Genomic DNA, 18,429 nt, shown 5'->3' with positions numbered 1-18,429 from the left:
TCCTGTTCGTTCGACAATGCTCCCCGGGAAGACTGAACGAAATCCGGGAGACAGCATAATGAAACTTTTGGCCGTACATCCGAGCGCACTGATGTACACAAGAGTGTTTCTGAGGCTGGAGCCTCTGGGACTTGAACTGGTGGCTGGCGCTGCGAGAAATGCAGGCCATGATGTCAGACTCATAGATCTGCAGGTCGAGAAACATAAGGATTACTGGAATCTGGTCGAGGAATTCCGGCCGGATGCCATCTGTTTCTGTGGAAACTACCTCGCGAATATCCCGGAAATCGTCGATCTCTGTAAAGAGACGAAAGACCGTTTTCCAGACTGTTTCACGATCGTGGGCGGTCATTCTGTTTCTTTCATTCCGCAGGACGTCCTGGGCCTTTCAGAAGGGGCGATTGACTGCATCCTTCGCGGTGAAGGTGAGCCCAGCATTGGCCCGCTGCTCGACGGCTGGCTGAAGGGCGATATTTCCCAGGTTCCGGGTGTTGTCACGACCACGTTCGAGGGACCGGCCCCGACATTTGTCAAAAGCCTTGATGATGTGAGACCTGCCCGTGACCTGCTGCGTCACCGGAACAAGTATTTTATCGGCACGCTCGATCCGGCTGCTTCGATCGAGTTTGCGCGTGGATGTCCGTGGGATTGTACATTCTGTAGCGCCTGGACTTTCTATGGTCGGTCCTATCGTACGGCTGATCCAAAAGTCATCGCCGATGAACTGGAAGCTTTGAAGGAACCGGGTGTCTTCATCGTGGATGATGTTGCGTTTGTTCATGCCGAACACGGGCTGGCGATCGCTGCGGAAATCAGGAAGCGTGGGATCAAGAAGGAATATTACCTTGAAACCCGTGCAGATGTTCTTCTTCGCAATAAGGAAGTTTTCAAGGAATGGAGCGAGATCGGCCTTAGTTACATTTTCATCGGACTTGAAGCGGTTGATGAGGAGGGGCTGAAAAGATTCCGCAAACGCGTTTCCGTGGATCGAAACTTCGAGGCGCTGGAGTATGCCCGCTCATTGGGGCTGATGGTGGCGATCAATCTCATTGCGGATCCGTCATGGACGAAGGAGCGGTTTGAGACGATCCGTCAGTGGTGCCTGGAGATTCCCGATATCGTCAACATCTCGGTGACGACGCCTTATCCGGGAACAGAGATCTGGCATAAAGAAGTACGCCGTCTCACAACACGAGATTATCGTCTTTTTGATATCCAGCATGCAGTTTTACCGACAACGCTGTCTTTGCCGGAATTTTACGAGGAACTGGTCAAAACGCAGCAGGTTCTGAACACCAAGCATATGGGGTGGTCAGCTTTTCGAGATACGGTTGGTATTGCTGCCCGCCTGTTGAGCAAGGGGCAGACAAACTTTGTCAAAATGATCTGGAAATTTAATTCTGTTTTCAATCCCAGGCTGCAATTGGCGGATCATATGCGCAGGCCGCGCTATGAGATGCCTGTCCAGCCGGATGTTGTTGAGAAAATGAACGTCAAGGAATTATATGTTCATGGTCCGGGAGGGAGAAAATCCCGAACTCTGGACGATGATACTGAAAAATTTGTCGATCAGACACGCATGGGAGCTGACGTCTGAGTGGAGGCTGCAGGTTTTTGTAGACATGACTGAACGATAATCTCCCTGTCGTTTTCTCTTCCAGTCTGTTTCGCTGTCAGATAGTTTGTAAGACGTCAAAGACGAATGGTTGCACGGAACCTTATTGACATTTGTTGTAGGGCTGTCTCTTTTGAACCGTCGGGATGCACGCTTGCCCAGTAATTGGAAATGTTCTCTGCATGACGTGCAGAAGTTCGGTTATAAACGATTTTTCATGAGGGACCGTTCCGAGCTCTCTTGAGATGTCGGGAATAGGGTTATATCTTTCCTGACCGTTCAGTAACGATGACTGATTCTGGTGTTGCAAGCTATCCGTTATGTGTCGGGAGAGTGGATGCTGATGGATAACCGACGCTTGGTTATAGATTCAGGTTATGTGGCTTCTGAGATTGAAGCCGCGCAGCCGCTGGTGGAAACCCCGGTTATACGCCAGTTATTGAGGGAGCCCTATCCCTACCTGCACAGTGTTCTGGCGATGAGCATACGCTGTCTGGATGCCATATGTGTGGCTTCGGGAACGATGGGCGCGGACTGGTTTGAAAAAACCCATATTGCTCATTCAATAAAAACAGGGACAGATGCTGCTGATTTAGTCGCCGTATTGGTTTTTTGTCTTTTTCCAAAGAAATCGAAACTTCTCGCTTTTCCGAAAATTCGTCGTGCCAAAGCCCAATTTCGTTATCTGATTACGCCCGTCGTGGCAGGGTGTGTTGCACATTTCTGCCTCTCCACGATCCTGATGCCGGATAGTGCTGTGTCCCTGAAAATGGCGGCGGCATGGATGGTGGCTGTATGTGTCGCGCTTTCTGTCGAGCGTGCCATAGTCACATTCTTCCTGCATCAGCCTGGTGTTGTGAGTAAGCTTCGTCGTCGGGTGGCCATCGTCGGAACAGGGGCTGTAGCTACGGATCTGGTGAACCGGCTTTCTCTGGACGCAGGGCAGGCTTATTCCCTTTTTGGTAATTTCGCTGACAATACGCGTCATGATTCAGGCCGGAAGCTGGACGGCACGCTCGACGACCTGATTCACAGAAGTCGTCGGGAGTCGTTGCATGCCATTATTCTGGCTTTTCCAGAGGCGGGTGATGCCGAGGCGAAAGTCCGTAATGTAGCTCTTGCGCTGAAGCCGGTGCTTTCAGATATTTACGTCACTCCCAACCTTGTATCTGGTTTTGATCGCGTTCTTCCTTGTGAGTTTCTTGGCGAAAATGCGGTTTTTGTCATCCAGAGACGGCCGCTTTCCGATATTCAGCTTGTCGAGAAGGCGATCGTGGATTTCAGTCTGGCCTTCTGTGTCTCCATTTTTCTCCTTCCTTTTCTTATCGGGGTGGCTCTGGCCATCAAGCTTGATTCGAAGGGACCTGTTTTTTTCCGGCAGCCACGGACGGGGAAAAACGGCAGGGAGTTCATGGTCTACAAGTTCCGTTCCATGCATACCGATATGTCGGATCTCATGGCCGCGCGCCAGACAAGTCGCGATGATCCCAGAGTGACCCGTATCGGAAAATGGTTGCGTCGACTGAGTATCGATGAGGTTCCCCAGTTGCTGAATGTGCTCAGGGGGGAGATGTCCCTGGTCGGTCCGAGACCTCACGCTCCTCATACACGTGCCGGTGGATTGCTGCTGGACGACGCGCTGGCCGAATATGTTTTGCGTTATCACGTCAAACCCGGCATCACCGGATGGGCGCAGATCAACGGCGCACGAGGCGAGCTTGTCACGATTGATGACCTGAAAAAAAGAGTGGCGTATGATCTGGATTATATCCGTCGCTGGTCTCTTGTCTTTGATTTCAGGATTATGATCCTGACCATCGTTCGGGAGGTGTTCAGCCGTCATGCGTTCTGATGTTGCGATGAAAGAACAGACAAAACGGCTCTGTGGGCGTGACTTTCCCGTTGTGGAAGTGATGGGGCTGGAGCTGATGGATATCCCCCGTGAAGATATTGTTACATGTCTGACGGAGGTAGTGCGGCAAAGAGGCGCGGCACGAGTTATCAACGCCAATGCCCACTGCGTCACGCTCTCCCAGAAACAGCTCTGGATGCGGGGACTTTTCGATCAGGCTGAAATTGCATTTTGTGACGGTGCCGGTGTGCAGCTGGCATCGGTCTTTCTGACAGGAAAGAATCTGCACAGGACCACTCCACCGGAATGGATTGGCGATATGCTTTCCGCGCTTGGTGACGCCGCCAATGTTTTCTGGCTTGGCGGAGAGCAGGATGTTGCCGAAAAAGCGGCTGCGGTATTCTCCAGGAAATATGGATGTCGCACTGCAGGCGTTCAGCACGGTTTTTTCGACGTCACTCCTGGCAGCCCTGAGGCGGAAAGTGTCATTGAAAAAATAGTAGCGGCAAAACCGTCTGTGCTTCTGCTTAATATGGGGATGCCACGTCAGGAACGGTGGTTGTGGGATAACTGGAATCGGCTGCCGCCTTTGGTGGCAATAACAGCAGGAGCTCTTGTCGATCACGCAGCCGGGCGTGTTTCACGGCCTCCGAGATGGGTTGCTAATCTGGGGCTTGAATGGCTAGTCAGATTGAGTCGTGAGCCCAAAAGATTATGGCGTCGCTATCTGCTGGGCCTGCCCTGTTTTGGCGTATATGTAATGCGATGGCGATTGTCCGCCTTGCTTGGTAAAAAAACAGCGTCATCTCAGGAGGTGTGAGATCGCTGGTAGATCTTTGTTGTATGTAGGACCCTTCCGGTATGCTTGATCGACCGCTAGACCGTACTTTCGAGCAGCCAAGAGCTGAATCTCCTCCTGCCGCAGCGGGTGCCCACGCGCTGGCAATGCGCTATTTCTCGCTGGGGTGGCGATCTCGCTATCTGTTCTGTGCTGTCGCTCTGGGTATCCTTGTTTTCGGCACTCTGGCGGTGCTGTCGTTGAAACGCTCCTTTATGGCGCCGGCAACTGTGGTCGTGACAACGCGTGTGGTTGATCCGATGGCGCAGTCTCCTGATGCAAACAGATCAATCGAAGATGATGAGCCCGCCACACAGGCCGCTCTGATTCAGTCACGGGATGTGGCGGCTCTGGTCCTGAAGGAACTGCCGCCTCCGTCCCAGAAGCCGTCGCGCAACTGGCATCATTTTCTGTGTGAACATGGTGTCAGGCTGGGATGTGGCGCCGGCACAGAAGTGGCGAGCAACAGCGCCGGTGTACTCGACCGCCAGATTGACGCGTTGCTGTCCAGCGTGACGGTGGAACCGCAGGCGCGGTCACGCATCATGACTGTGAGTGCGAAGGCCGATACTGGTGAACGGGCAGCTGCTGTGGCAAATGCCTTCGTTACAAACTATCAGAAGCTTGCCCTGACCCAGCAAAGCGGTGATCTGCAGCGTGAAGCGGAATGGCTGGATGACCGAACCGCAGCGCTTCGCCAACGCTGGCTGGAAGCCGAACGTGCGGCGAGCGCTTATAATGTCCAGCATGAACTGGTTAATACAACCGGCGGATCTCCCCTTGTCGAGCATCAAATCTCTGACATGGCGGTCAGCTTAGGGCAGGCGCAGACACGTTATGCTGCTGCTCAGGCAAAAGCGGCTACTTTGAAAACGGCTATGCAGACCGGCGATCCGCAGACACTTTTATCGCTGACGGAACAGCCGCTGGTCGTGGCTGCTGCGACCGCACTTATGCAGGGAGAGAATCAGAAAGCGCAGAAAAGTGCTTCTTTCGGTCCCAATCATCCGGACGTCATCGCATTTGACAGGCAGATCGCCAGCAGCCGGGCCAATCTGAACGCCGCCACCCGGCAGGCTTTGCTTTCGATCAATGGCGCTCTCATGTCCGCACGGGCTGATGTCGAACAGTTGACGTCAGCGCTTGATCGTCTTCGTGTCCAGTCAGGCAGGCAGAGTGGGGCGCAGGCAGAATACCGCACTCTTGATCAGGAATCGCAGAGTGCACGCGGTGTGTACGAAGCCTTTCTTGATCGCGCCAAGCAGTTGACGGACCGCGTGGCTCTCCTCCAGCCTCCCATCATGTTTGTTTCTCATGCAGCCGTTCCGGCGACGGCCACGTTTCCCAATCGCAAGAAACTGATGATGGGTGTCATTGTTCTCGCCATTGCCGGTGGTGTTGGTGCGGTTGCGCTGCGCGTTCTGTTTTCTTCAGGCTTTACGGATCTGGATGAGTTCAGAGGCTTTGGCGGCATCCCTCTGCTGGCTGTCTTTCCACGTATTCAGCCTGGAAAAAGGAAATCGCCAACCGATCTGATGCGGGATCATGCCTTCTCGTTGCCTGCTGAGGCCGTAAGACAGCTGGGAGCGCAGCTTTCCATGGCTCAGGGCATGTCAGGTAGTGGCGGGGCGAGAGTTATAGCCATAACATCAGCCTTGCCTGGTGACGGAAAGATGACGCTTGCATCGTGGCTGGCTGCCGCGGCTGAGGAGGCCGGTGAAACAGCTCTGGTCATTGATACTGATTTCAGCCGTCGTGTTGGTCTCGACAGCAGCAGGGTAGGGGGGGCGTTGGGCCTTTCGGATGTTCTGCAAGGAAAAGCGGCTGCGCGGAATGTCATTTCCAGAGATCAGGTCCGGGGATGTGATGTCATGGCTGCCGGAACGCCACGTGGCTATGTTTTTGACCGGGCTGAAATCACGCAGCTGCAGGATCTGTTTCGTGATCTTTCCCGCTCTTATCGTGTGATCATTCTTGTCACGCCTCCTCTGGGCGTGACGGCAGGAGGACTGTCGATGGCCTCTGTTGCCGACCAGACGCTTTTTGTCTGTCGCTGGGGGCGTGCGTCTCGGGAAACCACGGCTGCGTGTGTGGAACGACTGCGGCTTTATGGCGTCAGACTCTCAGGATTTGTGGTGACAGGTACTGACAACGGGTCGTTCAATCTTCTTTGTGGCGCTCAGTTGACCCGGCAGGAAGCCCGCCTGATTGCTCACCGCCGTCAGGCGTGAAAGACGTTCCTGTCATGAAAATCATCCATGTCGTGAGGCAGTTCAGTCCGTCTGTGGGCGGCCTTGAAGACTCTGTTCTGAATCTGGCTTTCCAGCAGAAGGCCATGGGAATTGACGCCCAGATTGTGACATTGAACACAGTGTTCAACAGGGAAGGAATATTGCCTCCGCAGGACTCGGTACAGGGTATTCCGGTAACGCGCCTGGCCTGGTGTGGGTCAACGCGTTATCCACTGGCTCCTGCCGTGATCGGACACGTCGGAGGAGCAGACCTCGTTCATGTACACGCAATTGATTTTTTCTTTGATTTCTTTGCATTGATGAAGACCCTGATCAGGAAACCTCTTGTGGTTTCCACGCATGGCGGATTTTTTCACAGTGGAGCCTATGGAAAGCTCAAAAAACTGTGGTTCGCAACGCTGACACGGGCAAGTATCAGGGCGTACGACAAGGTTGTCGCATGCAGTCAGAATGATGCGGATATTTTTGCAGATGTAGCAAAAGGGCGTCTGATCACCATTGAGAACGGCATCAACCAGTCGAAATTTTCTAATGCGGCTTCAGAAAAGCCTGTGCGCACCTTGATAAGTTTCGGACGATTTTCTCTGCACAAGCGTCTTGATCTCTTATTCGATCTTCTGGCCGCGCTGAAAAGACAGAACCCGGAATGGCGGCTGATCATAGCTGGGAGGCCGGCTGAGCAGTCCGTGCCGGATCTGGAAAACTTCGCGGTACGTGCCGGGGTACAGGACGCTGTGAAGATTATTTCCGAACCCTCTGATGCGGAACTGCGGCATGCCCTTGGTAATGCCAGTTGGTTTGCCAGTTTTTCAGATCATGAAGGTTTTGGGTTGGCTGCCGTGGAAGCCATGTCCGCAGGTCTGATTCCGATCCTGAGTGGAATCGCTCCCTTTCGACGTCTGGTGAGCCGCACGGGAACCGGGATTGTGCTGGAGGGCGACGACATGGAGAGGCTTGCTATAAAAATTGAGACTCAGCAGGCTGATCCGGACGCAATGGCGATGGGGAGAGCTTCTGCGATTATAGGCGCGCAGCGCTACGACTGGAAAGATGTCGCACGACGTTATGTGGATGTTTATGCTGAAGTTCTGAATGTGCCTATGCTTTCATCTGAGCATGCATCCTGAATATGATTGATGAATATCGATATATGAATGGAATTAATGTTAAGATAAGCCATTTTAGAAATATATTGTTGTGGTTTGTTTTTGTGCTTGCGGGAGTGTGTTCGACCGAGGCGCGCGCGCAACTTATTCAGCAGTATTTTCCAAACGAATTGCCCGGATATTCGGCGGACTCAACGGGAAGTGTTTCTCTTAGAGAAGTAATATCACATAAACATCTGGGTATTCCTGTAGGAGCCTATATTCTCAAACCAACAGCATCCCAGCAGTTTGGTTATAGTACCAGTATTTTGGGGGTTCCTCATACGTCGAGTGCTGTCCTTAGCACCTCAGCGGGGCTTGCAGTAAATTCCAATTGGTCCCGGCATGCTATCGGGGCATCCATGTCGGTATCCAATCAGGCCTACCCTTCTGTAAGTGCTGCTAATTACACCGACTGGTCCGCAGCGGCAGGGGGAACGCTCAATCTCCGCCGTGACACGCTGTCTCTGGGATATGCTCACTCTGTCAGGCACCTCTCGGCAACTGATCTGGGCAACTTCGGAATTGGCTACCCGGTGCCCTATAACACTGATGATGTGCGCCTCAGTTATCATAAAAGCTGGACCCGCTTCGCGCTTATTCCGACGGCATCGTATGATAAATTTGCTTTCGGGCAGAGTCAGGGGTCTTTGCCGACAGCTTCCCGCGATACAGGCGCGCTAAGTCATCAGTTGGAAATGCAAATGCTTCAGGGGCGATTTGAAATCTCGAAAGGCAATGCGCTCGTGACGATCCTTCGGGGATCTGAAGCACAGTTCAATCCCCGTTCCGGAGAACTGTCAAATGACTATATCAGTGGTGGCGGATTTACTGGTTTTGATCTCCGAGCCGATCCTGTCTTGCAATATCGAATGCTGGTTGGTGCGGAAACACGCCATTTCACACGGGACAGTGGTCGACCTGTAACAACGCCTACGGCGGAAGCAGAGGTATTGTGGATGCCGGACAAGCTGAATACCGTGACGCTTACTGGTCGGAGAGGGTTGTTTGACCCGACATCCCCTTTTTCTCGTAACCAGATCATGTCAATAGTGCAAATTCGATGGGATCGTGAATTGAGAAAGGATCTCTATTTCCATGGGAATGTTGCATATGCGCGTACAGACTCCCGCTCGTCTGTCGCTGGCGCCCGGACACGGCAACAGAATCAGATCAAATTTATGGCCGGACTGGATTGGCAGTTCACCCGCGACCTGAAATTAACGCTGAACTATAACCACACCTCCAGCTATGCAAAGCATGGTGTGCCTGCGGTTCTGGATACAGGCATTTCACGTGCTACATTCACAGGTAACACGATAACTTTTGGCGTTGCGTTTGCCCGTTAAGCGACAGGGTCGCTCCAGTCTGAAAATTTCCTTCTTTTTTGCCTGCAACGGAGTGCGATTACAGGATGTCGATACGTATGATACACCGTCTTGTCATGGTCGGCATGTCTGGCCTGTTTCTGGCGGGGTGTTCCCCGACACATGGGCTTAAACCTATTCCTCCTGTGAGTGGTCCTTACCGTCTTGGGGCAGGAGATCAGATCCGGATTCTGACCTATAATGACCCGCAGCTAAGCAACGCTTTTTCTGTCAGTGACGCAGGAACAATTGCATTTCCGCTTCTCGGAACGATTGAGGCGGCAGGCCAGACACCTGAAGGTTTTGCATCGACTCTCGTCAGGCAGTTGGGATCTCGTGGTTTGCTGAGCAAACCAAGTGTGTCTGTCGAAGTGACTCAATACAGACCGGTCTTTATCCTGGGAGAGATTCAGAAACCGGGGCAGTATAACTACCTTCCTGGGATGACCATGGAAACTCTCGTAGCACTTGCCGGCGGATATACATATCGCGCTATCAAAAATCCAGCGAGCGTGGTGCGGACAGAAGGAACGCCAGATGGTCGTCCGCTGAAAGGCAGACTTTCGGAAGAGACTTATCTTGCTCCCGGTGATGTCATCACAATTTATGAACGGTTCTTTTAAAAGACGCTTTCGTCTGTCTTTTCTGATGTATGGCGATGGTTGAAACCGTTCTGAAAGTCTCGCTGTTAAGCGGAATGATTACCGTTTCCAGCCTGAAGATTTTCTATGCGTATGGCTATAAAGATCATATGGCACGCGCATATTCAACTGATTTGGGTTTTCTGGTGCATTGCAGGCACCCGACGATACCCGGATTTATCGCTTAACGGGAAGGCACGCTCGATCTTGCCAATGGACAGACTTCTTTTGATGTGGATGCTGTTTCAGATCGAAAGAAAATAAGAGCGAGACATGCGGATCCTGCCTGTCAGGAGTGGACGTGATCGACCACAAACCAGATCACACCAGCCCAGAAAGGCATACAGAAAGCGACGCCTACGGCTATGCCCCGAAACGCAGATGCTCGTGGCCGTTCTGTGAGCGCCGTGATTTTCATGTGCGTCCGGAACTCGACAGAATTGTCTTGAGTGGCGGCTACCCTCCATAGAGACAGAGGGAGCGTGTTCTTGGACGAAATCATCTGAGCAACTCTGTGTAAAAAGTGATGATTTGTCTCAATAACTGAGCATTGATTAAAGGGGGGTTAATTGTAAATCGCGATCGGCGGCAGGCAGCCAGATAAAGCGTATCCGCCCGGTGAAAGACGCCTTGCGGGTGTGAGCGATGGTTTCTGATCTTGAGAACGGAGATGGCATGGAAATCATCACGGGAGTGGAGCGGCGTCGGTGGTGGAGCCTGGAGGAGAAACTCCGGCTGGTTGCGGAATGTGATGCGTGGGGCGGCAGCATGACATCAGCCGGCCCTGTTCTGGACGTGGCGGCGGCAGTGGTGGCGAGGCGAGTTGGGCGTCGGGACGGATCCGGGCCGCCTGGCTGTGACGCTCCCGACCTTGCCGTCCGGTCTGGCATTGCCCGTTGGGGGCGCTGACGCGGGACTGGAGACTGTGCTGCCTGACGGGTCGCACCTGCGCGTGACGGCCAGAACGGATCTGGATGTCGTCGCGCGTGTGCTGACGCTGCTGCGGCGATGATCCCGGTTCCATCGGGTGTTCGGGTCTGGCTGGCGACGGGTTCGACGGACACCGGCACAAAACCGTATCAAGTCCACCCATGTTCCGTCCGTAAAAACGCCGGCTTCGTCTCCTTCTTTCGTCCCTGCAATATGGGAAGAAATTCAGGATCTGGCAGGACTTAATCGCCCCCGAAAGGAGACAGTCAGCCTCCCACCATTTAGCGGACACAAACTATCCTGTTCGACACTCACCCTGACTGAAGCTTCAAAAACCTGTTCTCGCTGACCTACAATACTTATGCTTCTGCATCTCAGAAAAGCACAATGGGATATAATCCGCATTGCTCAACAAATCACCGCCTGAAAATTGCGACCTGCCTGATCTCTCCAAGGGCGCAGCAGCTCCCTGTTCATAACACAGCGAATAATGACTGACATTCTTGCCCTCAACCCGTAAGCGATGCTACTGAGAACCCCTCGCAACAAGAGTCCTGCCATGATCTCCCGTCTGCTTCCGGGGAAACGTCCCGCTGAACGCACTCCTCTTCCCGACCATATCGAACAGATCCGTCTTGAAGCCCTGAAAGGTGATCCCCTCGCCCAGACACAGTGGGGGCAGGCTCTTCTCAGCAGCACTTTCATGCAGAGTGATCCGGTGGCCGCTATCGGATGGTTTACAATCGCGGCCAACGCCGGTTTTGGTCCAGCCCACAACATGCTTGGGCGTTGCTATCACTTTGGTCATGGCGTCGATAAAGATCTGGCTCAGGCAGCTCTCCATTACGAAAAATCCGCTGCTCTTGGCGATGAATGGGGGCGCTACAATCTGGGTATCCTCGCTCTCAGAGGGCTTGGCATACCTGCCGACCGATCACGGGCTTTCGCCCTGTTCCGGGAAGCCGCTCATAACGGGCACGCCAAATCCATGAACCTCTATGCCCGTTTTCTTGAAGAAGGATGGGAAGTGGCCAAGGACAGGCAGGAAGCGCTGGCATGGTATAAACGCTCTGCGGAACAGGGCGACTATCGCGGGCAGCACAATTACGCTACGGCGCTTGCTGAAGCCGGACTTGTCGAGGAAGCCCTGAACTGGTGGCGGCAGGCCATTCAGGACAAGGACATTACGCCGGACATCCTTCAGGCCATGAAACGCTCTCTGACGGCGCAGGACATGCAACAGGACGACGCCCTTCTTGCGGATGTAGACCGTAAACTCGAAGCATTTCTGAAGAAATAAGCGCGTCTTTTCTTTAGACGGCTTTCGGGAGCCCAGTCTCTCTCAGGACGCTTGAGCCTGATGAACCTCCTTGCGGGGAAAGCCATTGCGGGCACAGACAAAAGACTTCATCCTGAACGATCCGGCTTTTCATAAAGGTTCCAAGCATGTTCCCAGAACAGGTCTCGACGGCCAATATTCTGTCAGCTTTCATTTATGTGGTCAGCGCCGTCAGTGTGATCCTTGTTCTGATTGGTCTCGGTCTGGTCGATGCCGGTCTGGTCCGAAAGGACAATGTCCTTCATTGCTGGGTGCAGAAAATAACGACCTGCATGATCGGGGGGCTCGCAACATTTTTTGTCGGTGACGCCATCTGGCAATGGCAATTCTATACCGCTTTCGGCACGCCTCACCCGTTCTGGCAGGCTCTCCTGGACTGGTGGCCCGGTAGCGCCGCAATGAACACGCCCGCCATGGCGCAGGACCCGAGGCTGGTGCAGGGCGCGGACACACAGCAGGTCTTTTCGGTTTTTTTCGTGACCTTCGCCATGGCCACAGTCGCCCTCATTCACAGCGGGACCGTGGAACGGATACGCAGCGCTCCTCTCTATGTCATGTCACTCGCTACGGGCCTCATTTTCTGCCCGCTCGCGGCGTATCTGACATGGGGACCACTTTCACCTCTCACCAATAACGGACTGCATGATTTTGAAGGCGCTGTTGCGCTCTATGTATTTACAGGCACATGGACACTGGTGACCGCATGGCGAATGGGGCCACGAGCCGGTGTCTTCACGCCCGATCCTGAAGGTTTGCAGCCGAAACCCAGCAATTATGGGAATATCGCGTCCGGGGCCCTGTTCGTTTTCATGGCGATCCCTCTCATTGCGCTGGGCTCCACCTGGATCACGCCGGGGAAAACCGTTTACGGCATCACCATGGTTCCGACCGGTCTCGGTGTTGTGCTGAAAAACGTGTTTCTCGCGCTGCTTGGCGGCGGCGTCAGCGGGGCGGCTCTGGCCGCGTTTCTCAGGCAGCCTGTCTGGGTGTTTTTCGGCCCCATAGCCGGAGCCGTCATGACCGGCACTGTGTTTGACGTCGCAAGTTCGATGGAAAGCCTCGCTTTCGGGGTGATCGGACCTGCTCTCGCCGTCATCGTTTCCCGTCTGCTCGTAACCCTGCGTATTGATGAACCGAAAGTCGCCCCTCTCGCGTTTGGGCCTGGCATCATCGGTTCACTGGCAGGAGGTTTTCTGCACTGGGGGACTGCAACCGGAGGTTTTACTGATCTGCCGCCGCCTTATGCGCTCGGCCATGCCCATATCACGCCTCTGTTCCAGTTGGTGGGGATCATCACCGTCATTCTGCTGTCTGCTGTGCCGGCTTACATCGTGTGTCGTATTTTTGAAGCTACTTCAGGACTTCGCATTTCCCGTGAGTGTGAAAGAAATGGAATGGATGCGACTTACTGGGGGCAGGAAGGAGGTTGACGCTCTGGTTCTGGCGGCGGTCAGTACCAACCTTGACCAGAACTCGTGTTGCAAAGAGCCCGTTGGAAACTCCTCTCCAATGGGGCCAGGTGTATGGTCCCATTGTTTGCTGGTGCATTATTCAGTGAGGACTGGAGGGATGCGCTGCGGGACAGATTTTACCCGGGAGCGTACGCACGACAGAAGCGGTTCGTGGAGCGATACACGATAGTCAGCCATGCAGGCACGTCGAGATTCGACCTGCGCTTGCTTGCTGTTTTTGCTCACTCCGGATCTTCGGTTTCTCCGTCCACGTGGACACCTCCGTATAGGGGCGGAAAATCTTACGCTGCCTCAGGCGACAGTCTTCCCTGCCGGGACAACAGCACCATCACGACCCCGATCGCCGCCAGACCAAGACCAAGCGCCGATACCATGAAGTAACCCAGCCCCAGCGACAGAACGCTGCCGCCCAAGGCTGCTCCCAGGGCGTTTCCAAGATTGAAAGCGCCGATATTCATGGAAGACGCCAGCCCCGGTGCTTCGTGCGCGGCCTGCATCGTGCGCATCTGAAGGGCGGGAGTGAGTGAGAAGCAGGCAATGCCCCACAGGAAGACACCGACCAGTGCGCCAGCAGGCGTTTGTGCCGCGATGGGGAAGGCGAGCATGATCAGGCCGAGGATTGGGAAGCCGACGAGCAACGTTTTTGTCAGTGAAATATCGGCGGTCTTTCCGCCGACGATATTCCCGATACTGAACCCGACGCCGATCAGCATCAGCGCGATGGTCACCAGTGTGGGGCCGGCGTGGGTGACGGTTTCCAGCATTGGAACGATGTAGGTATAGAGTTCGAACATCGCACCGGCGGCGATGACCGTAAGCCCCAGCGCCATCAGCACGTTGGGACGAACCATCACCTTCAGTTCAGCGGCTGCGTTCGGACGGGGGCCGGATTCGGCAAGCGGCAGAAACAGGGACAGGGCGGTGGCCGCGACCAGACCGAGCAGCGAGATCGCCATGAAAGCCTGACGCCAGCCCAGCGTATCGCCCATCCATGTGGCTGCGGGCACACCGAGGATGTTCGCAATCGTCAGGCCCATGAACATGCTGGCGACGGCGCTGGCCCGCCTGGAACGGTCAACGAGGCTTGCCGCTTCGACAGCGCCCAGTCCGAAAAACGCGCCATGCGAAAAGCTGGTGAAAACACGGGCCAGCAGCAGTTGGGTATAGGTCGAACTGGCGGCGGCTGTCAGATTCCCCACTGTGTAGAGAATCATCAGCCCGATCAGGGCATATTTGCGCGGATACCGGGCAAGGAAGAGGGTGATGACCGGAGCGCCCACCATGACGCCAAAGGCATAGGCGCTGATCAGTCCACCTGCTTGCGGCACGCTGCTGTGGACGCCGTGCGCCAGAACGGGAAGCAGCCCCATGGGGGTGAATTCCGTCACGCCAATGGCGAACGCTCCGAGGGCAAGGGCGATCAGGGCCTTGTTCATTCTGTCATTCCGTTTCTGTTCCGTTATATCGATAGCGAATGTTGCGGCGGAGCAGAACCCGTTTCGACGAAAAGTGGAGAGGGCTGGCTCCCTGCCTACGGTGTCTGCCGGAATATCTCTGGAATGACATGAAGCATTTGTGACATGCTTGAAAGGCTGCCGGATTGTGAGCAGATTACTCTTTCAGTCTTGCGGTGCGTGGACAGAAAGAGGCCGATCTGGATGTTTTACTTCAACAGAAGAACCTTTCTTTCCTTCGCGGGCAGCTCGGGACTGATCAAGACCATTGGCGCAAAGGCGGCTCTTCCTGTCAGACCGCCCCTACGCTCCCACAAGCCGTTCTCTTTCCTGTTTATTACAGACACGCATCTTCAGCCTGAACTGAATGCGGCAGGAGGCTGTCATCAGGCGTTTGTCAAAGCACGCTCCATCCATGCGGATTTTGCCATTCAGGGTGGCGATCATGTTTTCGATGCGTTGGGCGTGAATGCGGGACGGGCCTCGATGCTGATCGATCTTTATAAAAGAACCGCTCAGGATCTTTCGCTTCCCGTTCATCATGCGATCGGGAATCACGACTGTTTTGGCGTGTATACGAAAAGCGGCGTGCAACCGACCGATCCTTTGTATGGCAAGAAGTTTTTTGAAGATAATTTCGGGAAGCTTTATTATTCGTTCGATCATAAGGGTGTGCATATCATCGTCCTGGACTCAATCGGGATCACGGAGGATCGTGGTTACGAAGGCTGGATCGACGATGCCCAGATTGCGTGGCTGTCGCATGACCTCGCAGCGCAACCCGTCGGAACACCGATGATCGTTGTCACGCATATTCCTCTGGTGACTGCCGCAGCCGAGTATGCCGCACCGCAGGCGGTTCCTCCGAAACACCATGTCATGAGTGTCAGAAATGCCTATGACGTGCTGCCGTTGTTTGACCGGTACAATATTATCGGTGTTCTACAGGGACATACCCATATTCTTGAACGGATCGAATGGCACGGTATTCCCTATATTACCGGCGGTGCGGTGAGCGGGAACTGGTGGCATGGCACACGCTATGGAACGCCAGAGGGGTTCATGACTGTGCATGTTGAAAATGGAATCATGAAAACACGCTATGAAACGTACGGATTTCATAGTGTTGATCCTCACGATACCTGAGGCTCATCCCAGTAAGATCCTAATTCAGAATCCACCTGTGCTGAAGACCGATCTGTCTCATGATGGGTTTGATCGGGGTGTGAGGGCTTGGGCGGCAGGCGTCAAAGAACTCATCGATGATGCGGTAGTGATCGTATCCGATATTGTAGGGCGGTATGCCACCGGCAGCCATGGCTCCATTCCACCAGCGCTTGTTGGCCTCTGCGGCGTCAGGTGTGCTGGGTGGGTAGTTCTTTAAAGCCTGCACGACAGTCTCGCAAAATCCGTCATAAGGCAGATGCAGGGCTTCCAGATTGACGGACCGGGCTATGGCCCTGTCTGAACCGATACAGAAACCGGCAAAGAGGATCAGGACAAAAGCGGGGACGTGTCGAGGCATGTTTCAGGGTTTCCTTGCGTCCTGAATGACACAGGCTGGTAAAGGTATCGTAACCCGACCTCGACGCATCCTTAGAGCGACTATTACTCCTCATCTCCAATGGCATTGAGCTGATCCAGAATGGACTGATCGCGGATGCGGTCATCCCGTATCAGCATGATGATCTTTTGCAGGATTGAGTCCATCTGCGCGTCGTCATGGAGCGGCCGATATGAAGGCAGGCCTTTCCGGAGGGATGCTATCTTCCTGTCCTCTACTACCAGTTGACGTTGTTGCGGCAGGACCATGATGTCACCGCTGCCCAGATGAATACGATAACGACAGCGTTTTCCATTGATGAGGACGTGATGTTTTTCAAGAGTGACTGCATCTCCCGTATCCAGTTCAGGCAGCAGAGTCTCAAGAAGCTGTCTGCGGCCCTGAGCAATGCTTCCGAAATGAGGTTCTCTGGGGAGTGCGATGTCTTCAAGGCCGCCCTGACGCCGCCAGAGTGCGAGATCTGGTATGGAGAAAAGCGTTTCGGGATCGAACGTGATATTGCTGGCCGCTGCGCTCACCATGAGATCAACGTCCCGCATCACTTCCGAGAAAACGATACGATCGATATCACCCAGACGGACTGGCGTGCCTGTTTCGTGCAGTTTTTTGCCGCCGTCATAGCTCCAGTCTCCTTCATCTTTCAGGATACAGAAACGGATTCTGTCCGTCATGATGTGGGTGAAAACGCCTGACCAGTCGGAGTTCTTACTGTCGCCGACACCACCCGTCCGGAACTCGACATAGACACCGTGAGCGGGCACCTGAAATGTCCAGGGTGCGCTTTCACTGGATGGCATGTGACCGGTCAGCGTGCGGATGCGCCAACCTCTCTGCCGCCCGATCTGGATGACCTGAGCCTGATTCAGAATGCGTCGTGCATAGCGGTAGGAAGCGGGAGACGTCTCCTGTTCTGACTGGGTTATTGTGTACGTCTCCCGCCACGCCTGTCGGATGGGCTGTGAGATCTGCAGATGTGCGAGCGTTGTGCGCCACTGTGCGGCCGTCTCTGATTCCACTGCGTGGAGTGGATGCCAGAGACTCAGAAGCGCATCAGGCGAAAGAGGCGGCATCGTGTTGCCGTCGGGTCCAAACAGTGTGCCATCCTGTCTGATCATACAGGTTTGAAGCGGTTTACCGGGCATGGCCACCAGCCATATCTGCCGCCGCGCCAGCCATCCCAGCACGGGATGGAGAAGCCAGCGTTCCTCAAAGGTCGGCCATGACCAGGTTTGTCCGGTCACCCATGACCGTTCCAGCCTCAGACGGTGCAGCGCCATGTCGGCGGAAAGCTGCTTTGCGTCCGCCCGTGTTCTGCGCAGGATCGCATCACACCCTGTTTCCTTGCGGATGGCTGCGGGCAGCTTGCTCAGAGGAGCGCCTGTCGCATCCTCGTAATGACTTACGCCCTTACCAGATTCCGCAATACTCAGGACAATTGATACGCCGTCGACGAGGCTTTCGCGACGACGGTGCTGTGTATCCAGCCCATGATCCAGCGCGATGAATTCCTCTGCTTCGACAGTCGTCATGCCAAGAGCTGCGGAGGCCTGTGCAAGTATTTTATTGAGGTGAGACAGCATGGTCGCGTGACGGGTTTTTGCCCGCAGCTGAGTCAGTGCCCGAAGCGCGTTAGGTGTGCCGATAGCGCCAACGGTTGAAACGAGACGATTGAAGAACGAAACGTCTTCTTTCTTAATGGCCAGAATGCCTTGTGGCAGCAGCCAGTCGACATCAGCAGAGTTACGAGCGACTGCAATCATGCAGAGACATGCTGGCCTGATATCGTCGAAAATGTTTTGTTTTATGCGGGATTTTCTGATGTATGGAGCTTTTGTGCGTAGACTGTTGTCCACTCCAAATTGCATATTGCCAGCATTGGACGGTCTGCCATTGCGGAAGCTATACAACCAAGGGTTTTGCAGAAATGCTTCTGCTGTTTTCCGGATTGATCCGGTTTCCG

At 54.3% G+C, this 18,429-nt stretch carries 14 protein-coding genes; 11 read left to right on the top strand and 3 right to left on the bottom strand.

What is annotated here, in order from left to right:
- Window positions 1-58 precede the first annotated feature (58 nt).
- From hpnR to A0U92_RS10995, 10 genes are all read left to right on the top strand, one after another.
- Entirely contained in the window at window positions 59-1,597 is a 1,539-nt protein-coding gene (gene hpnR / locus A0U92_RS11040) for a hopanoid C-3 methylase HpnR (protein WP_077813266.1), read from the top strand.
- Between the two features lie 376 nt (window positions 1,598-1,973).
- Window positions 1,974-3,467: an exopolysaccharide biosynthesis polyprenyl glycosylphosphotransferase gene (locus A0U92_RS11035; protein WP_236748106.1), complete on the top strand. Its 1,494-nt coding sequence runs from the start codon at window positions 1,974-1,976 to the stop codon at window positions 3,465-3,467.
- Window positions 3,457-4,287: a WecB/TagA/CpsF family glycosyltransferase gene (locus A0U92_RS11030; protein WP_077813264.1), complete on the top strand. Its 831-nt coding sequence runs from the start codon at window positions 3,457-3,459 to the stop codon at window positions 4,285-4,287. Before A0U92_RS11035 ends, A0U92_RS11030 begins: the two co-directional genes overlap by 11 nt.
- Before the next feature lie 41 nt (window positions 4,288-4,328).
- On the top strand, window positions 4,329-6,536 hold the full coding sequence (locus tag A0U92_RS11025; RefSeq protein ID WP_236748105.1) for a GumC family protein: 2,208 nt from the start codon (window positions 4,329-4,331) through the stop codon (window positions 6,534-6,536).
- A 14-nt stretch (window positions 6,537-6,550) separates the two neighbouring features.
- Complete coding sequence (locus A0U92_RS11020; protein WP_077814395.1) at window positions 6,551-7,684, top strand: glycosyltransferase family 4 protein; 1,134 nt, start codon at window positions 6,551-6,553, stop codon at window positions 7,682-7,684.
- Between the two features lie 2 nt (window positions 7,685-7,686).
- Entirely contained in the window at window positions 7,687-9,051 is a 1,365-nt protein-coding gene (locus A0U92_RS11015; RefSeq protein WP_077813263.1) for an outer membrane beta-barrel protein, read from the top strand.
- Between the two features lie 77 nt (window positions 9,052-9,128).
- Entirely contained in the window at window positions 9,129-9,692 is a 564-nt protein-coding gene (locus A0U92_RS11010; protein WP_236748104.1) for a polysaccharide biosynthesis/export family protein, read from the top strand.
- A gap of 841 nt (window positions 9,693-10,533) precedes the next feature.
- Entirely contained in the window at window positions 10,534-10,722 is a 189-nt protein-coding gene (locus A0U92_RS17780; protein ID WP_077813262.1) for a hypothetical protein, read from the top strand.
- A 477-nt stretch (window positions 10,723-11,199) separates the two neighbouring features.
- Window positions 11,200-11,940 (top strand): tetratricopeptide repeat protein, encoded by a 741-nt coding sequence (locus A0U92_RS11000; RefSeq protein ID WP_077813261.1) that lies wholly within the window; start codon window positions 11,200-11,202, stop codon window positions 11,938-11,940.
- A gap of 146 nt (window positions 11,941-12,086) precedes the next feature.
- Entirely contained in the window at window positions 12,087-13,409 is a 1,323-nt protein-coding gene (locus A0U92_RS10995; protein WP_077813260.1) for an ammonium transporter family protein, read from the top strand.
- A gap of 323 nt (window positions 13,410-13,732) precedes the next feature.
- Here the strand turns inward: A0U92_RS10995 and A0U92_RS10990 are convergent, their stop codons facing one another.
- Window positions 13,733-14,887: an MFS transporter gene (locus A0U92_RS10990; protein ID WP_077813259.1), complete on the bottom strand. Its 1,155-nt coding sequence runs from the start codon at window positions 14,885-14,887 to the stop codon at window positions 13,733-13,735.
- 222 nt (window positions 14,888-15,109) lie between these two features.
- On the opposite strand from A0U92_RS10990, the gene A0U92_RS10985 reads away from it, so the two are divergent.
- Window positions 15,110-16,051 (top strand): metallophosphoesterase family protein, encoded by a 942-nt coding sequence (locus A0U92_RS10985; RefSeq protein WP_077813258.1) that lies wholly within the window; start codon window positions 15,110-15,112, stop codon window positions 16,049-16,051.
- A gap of 19 nt (window positions 16,052-16,070) precedes the next feature.
- Here the strand turns inward: A0U92_RS10985 and A0U92_RS10980 are convergent, their stop codons facing one another.
- Together A0U92_RS10980 and A0U92_RS18315 are read right to left on the bottom strand one after the other, a co-directional pair.
- Window positions 16,071-16,430: a hypothetical protein gene (locus A0U92_RS10980; protein WP_236748103.1), complete on the bottom strand. Its 360-nt coding sequence runs from the start codon at window positions 16,428-16,430 to the stop codon at window positions 16,071-16,073.
- 83 nt (window positions 16,431-16,513) lie between these two features.
- Window positions 16,514-18,229 (bottom strand): DUF4132 domain-containing protein, encoded by a 1,716-nt coding sequence (locus A0U92_RS18315; RefSeq protein ID WP_236748102.1) that lies wholly within the window; start codon window positions 18,227-18,229, stop codon window positions 16,514-16,516.
- Window positions 18,230-18,429 lie beyond the last annotated feature (200 nt).

Source organism: Acetobacter aceti (assembly GCF_002005445.1).
GTDB lineage: Bacteria > Pseudomonadota > Alphaproteobacteria > Acetobacterales > Acetobacteraceae > Acetobacter > Acetobacter aceti_B.
This window is presented reverse-complemented; position numbering and strand designations above follow the sequence as displayed.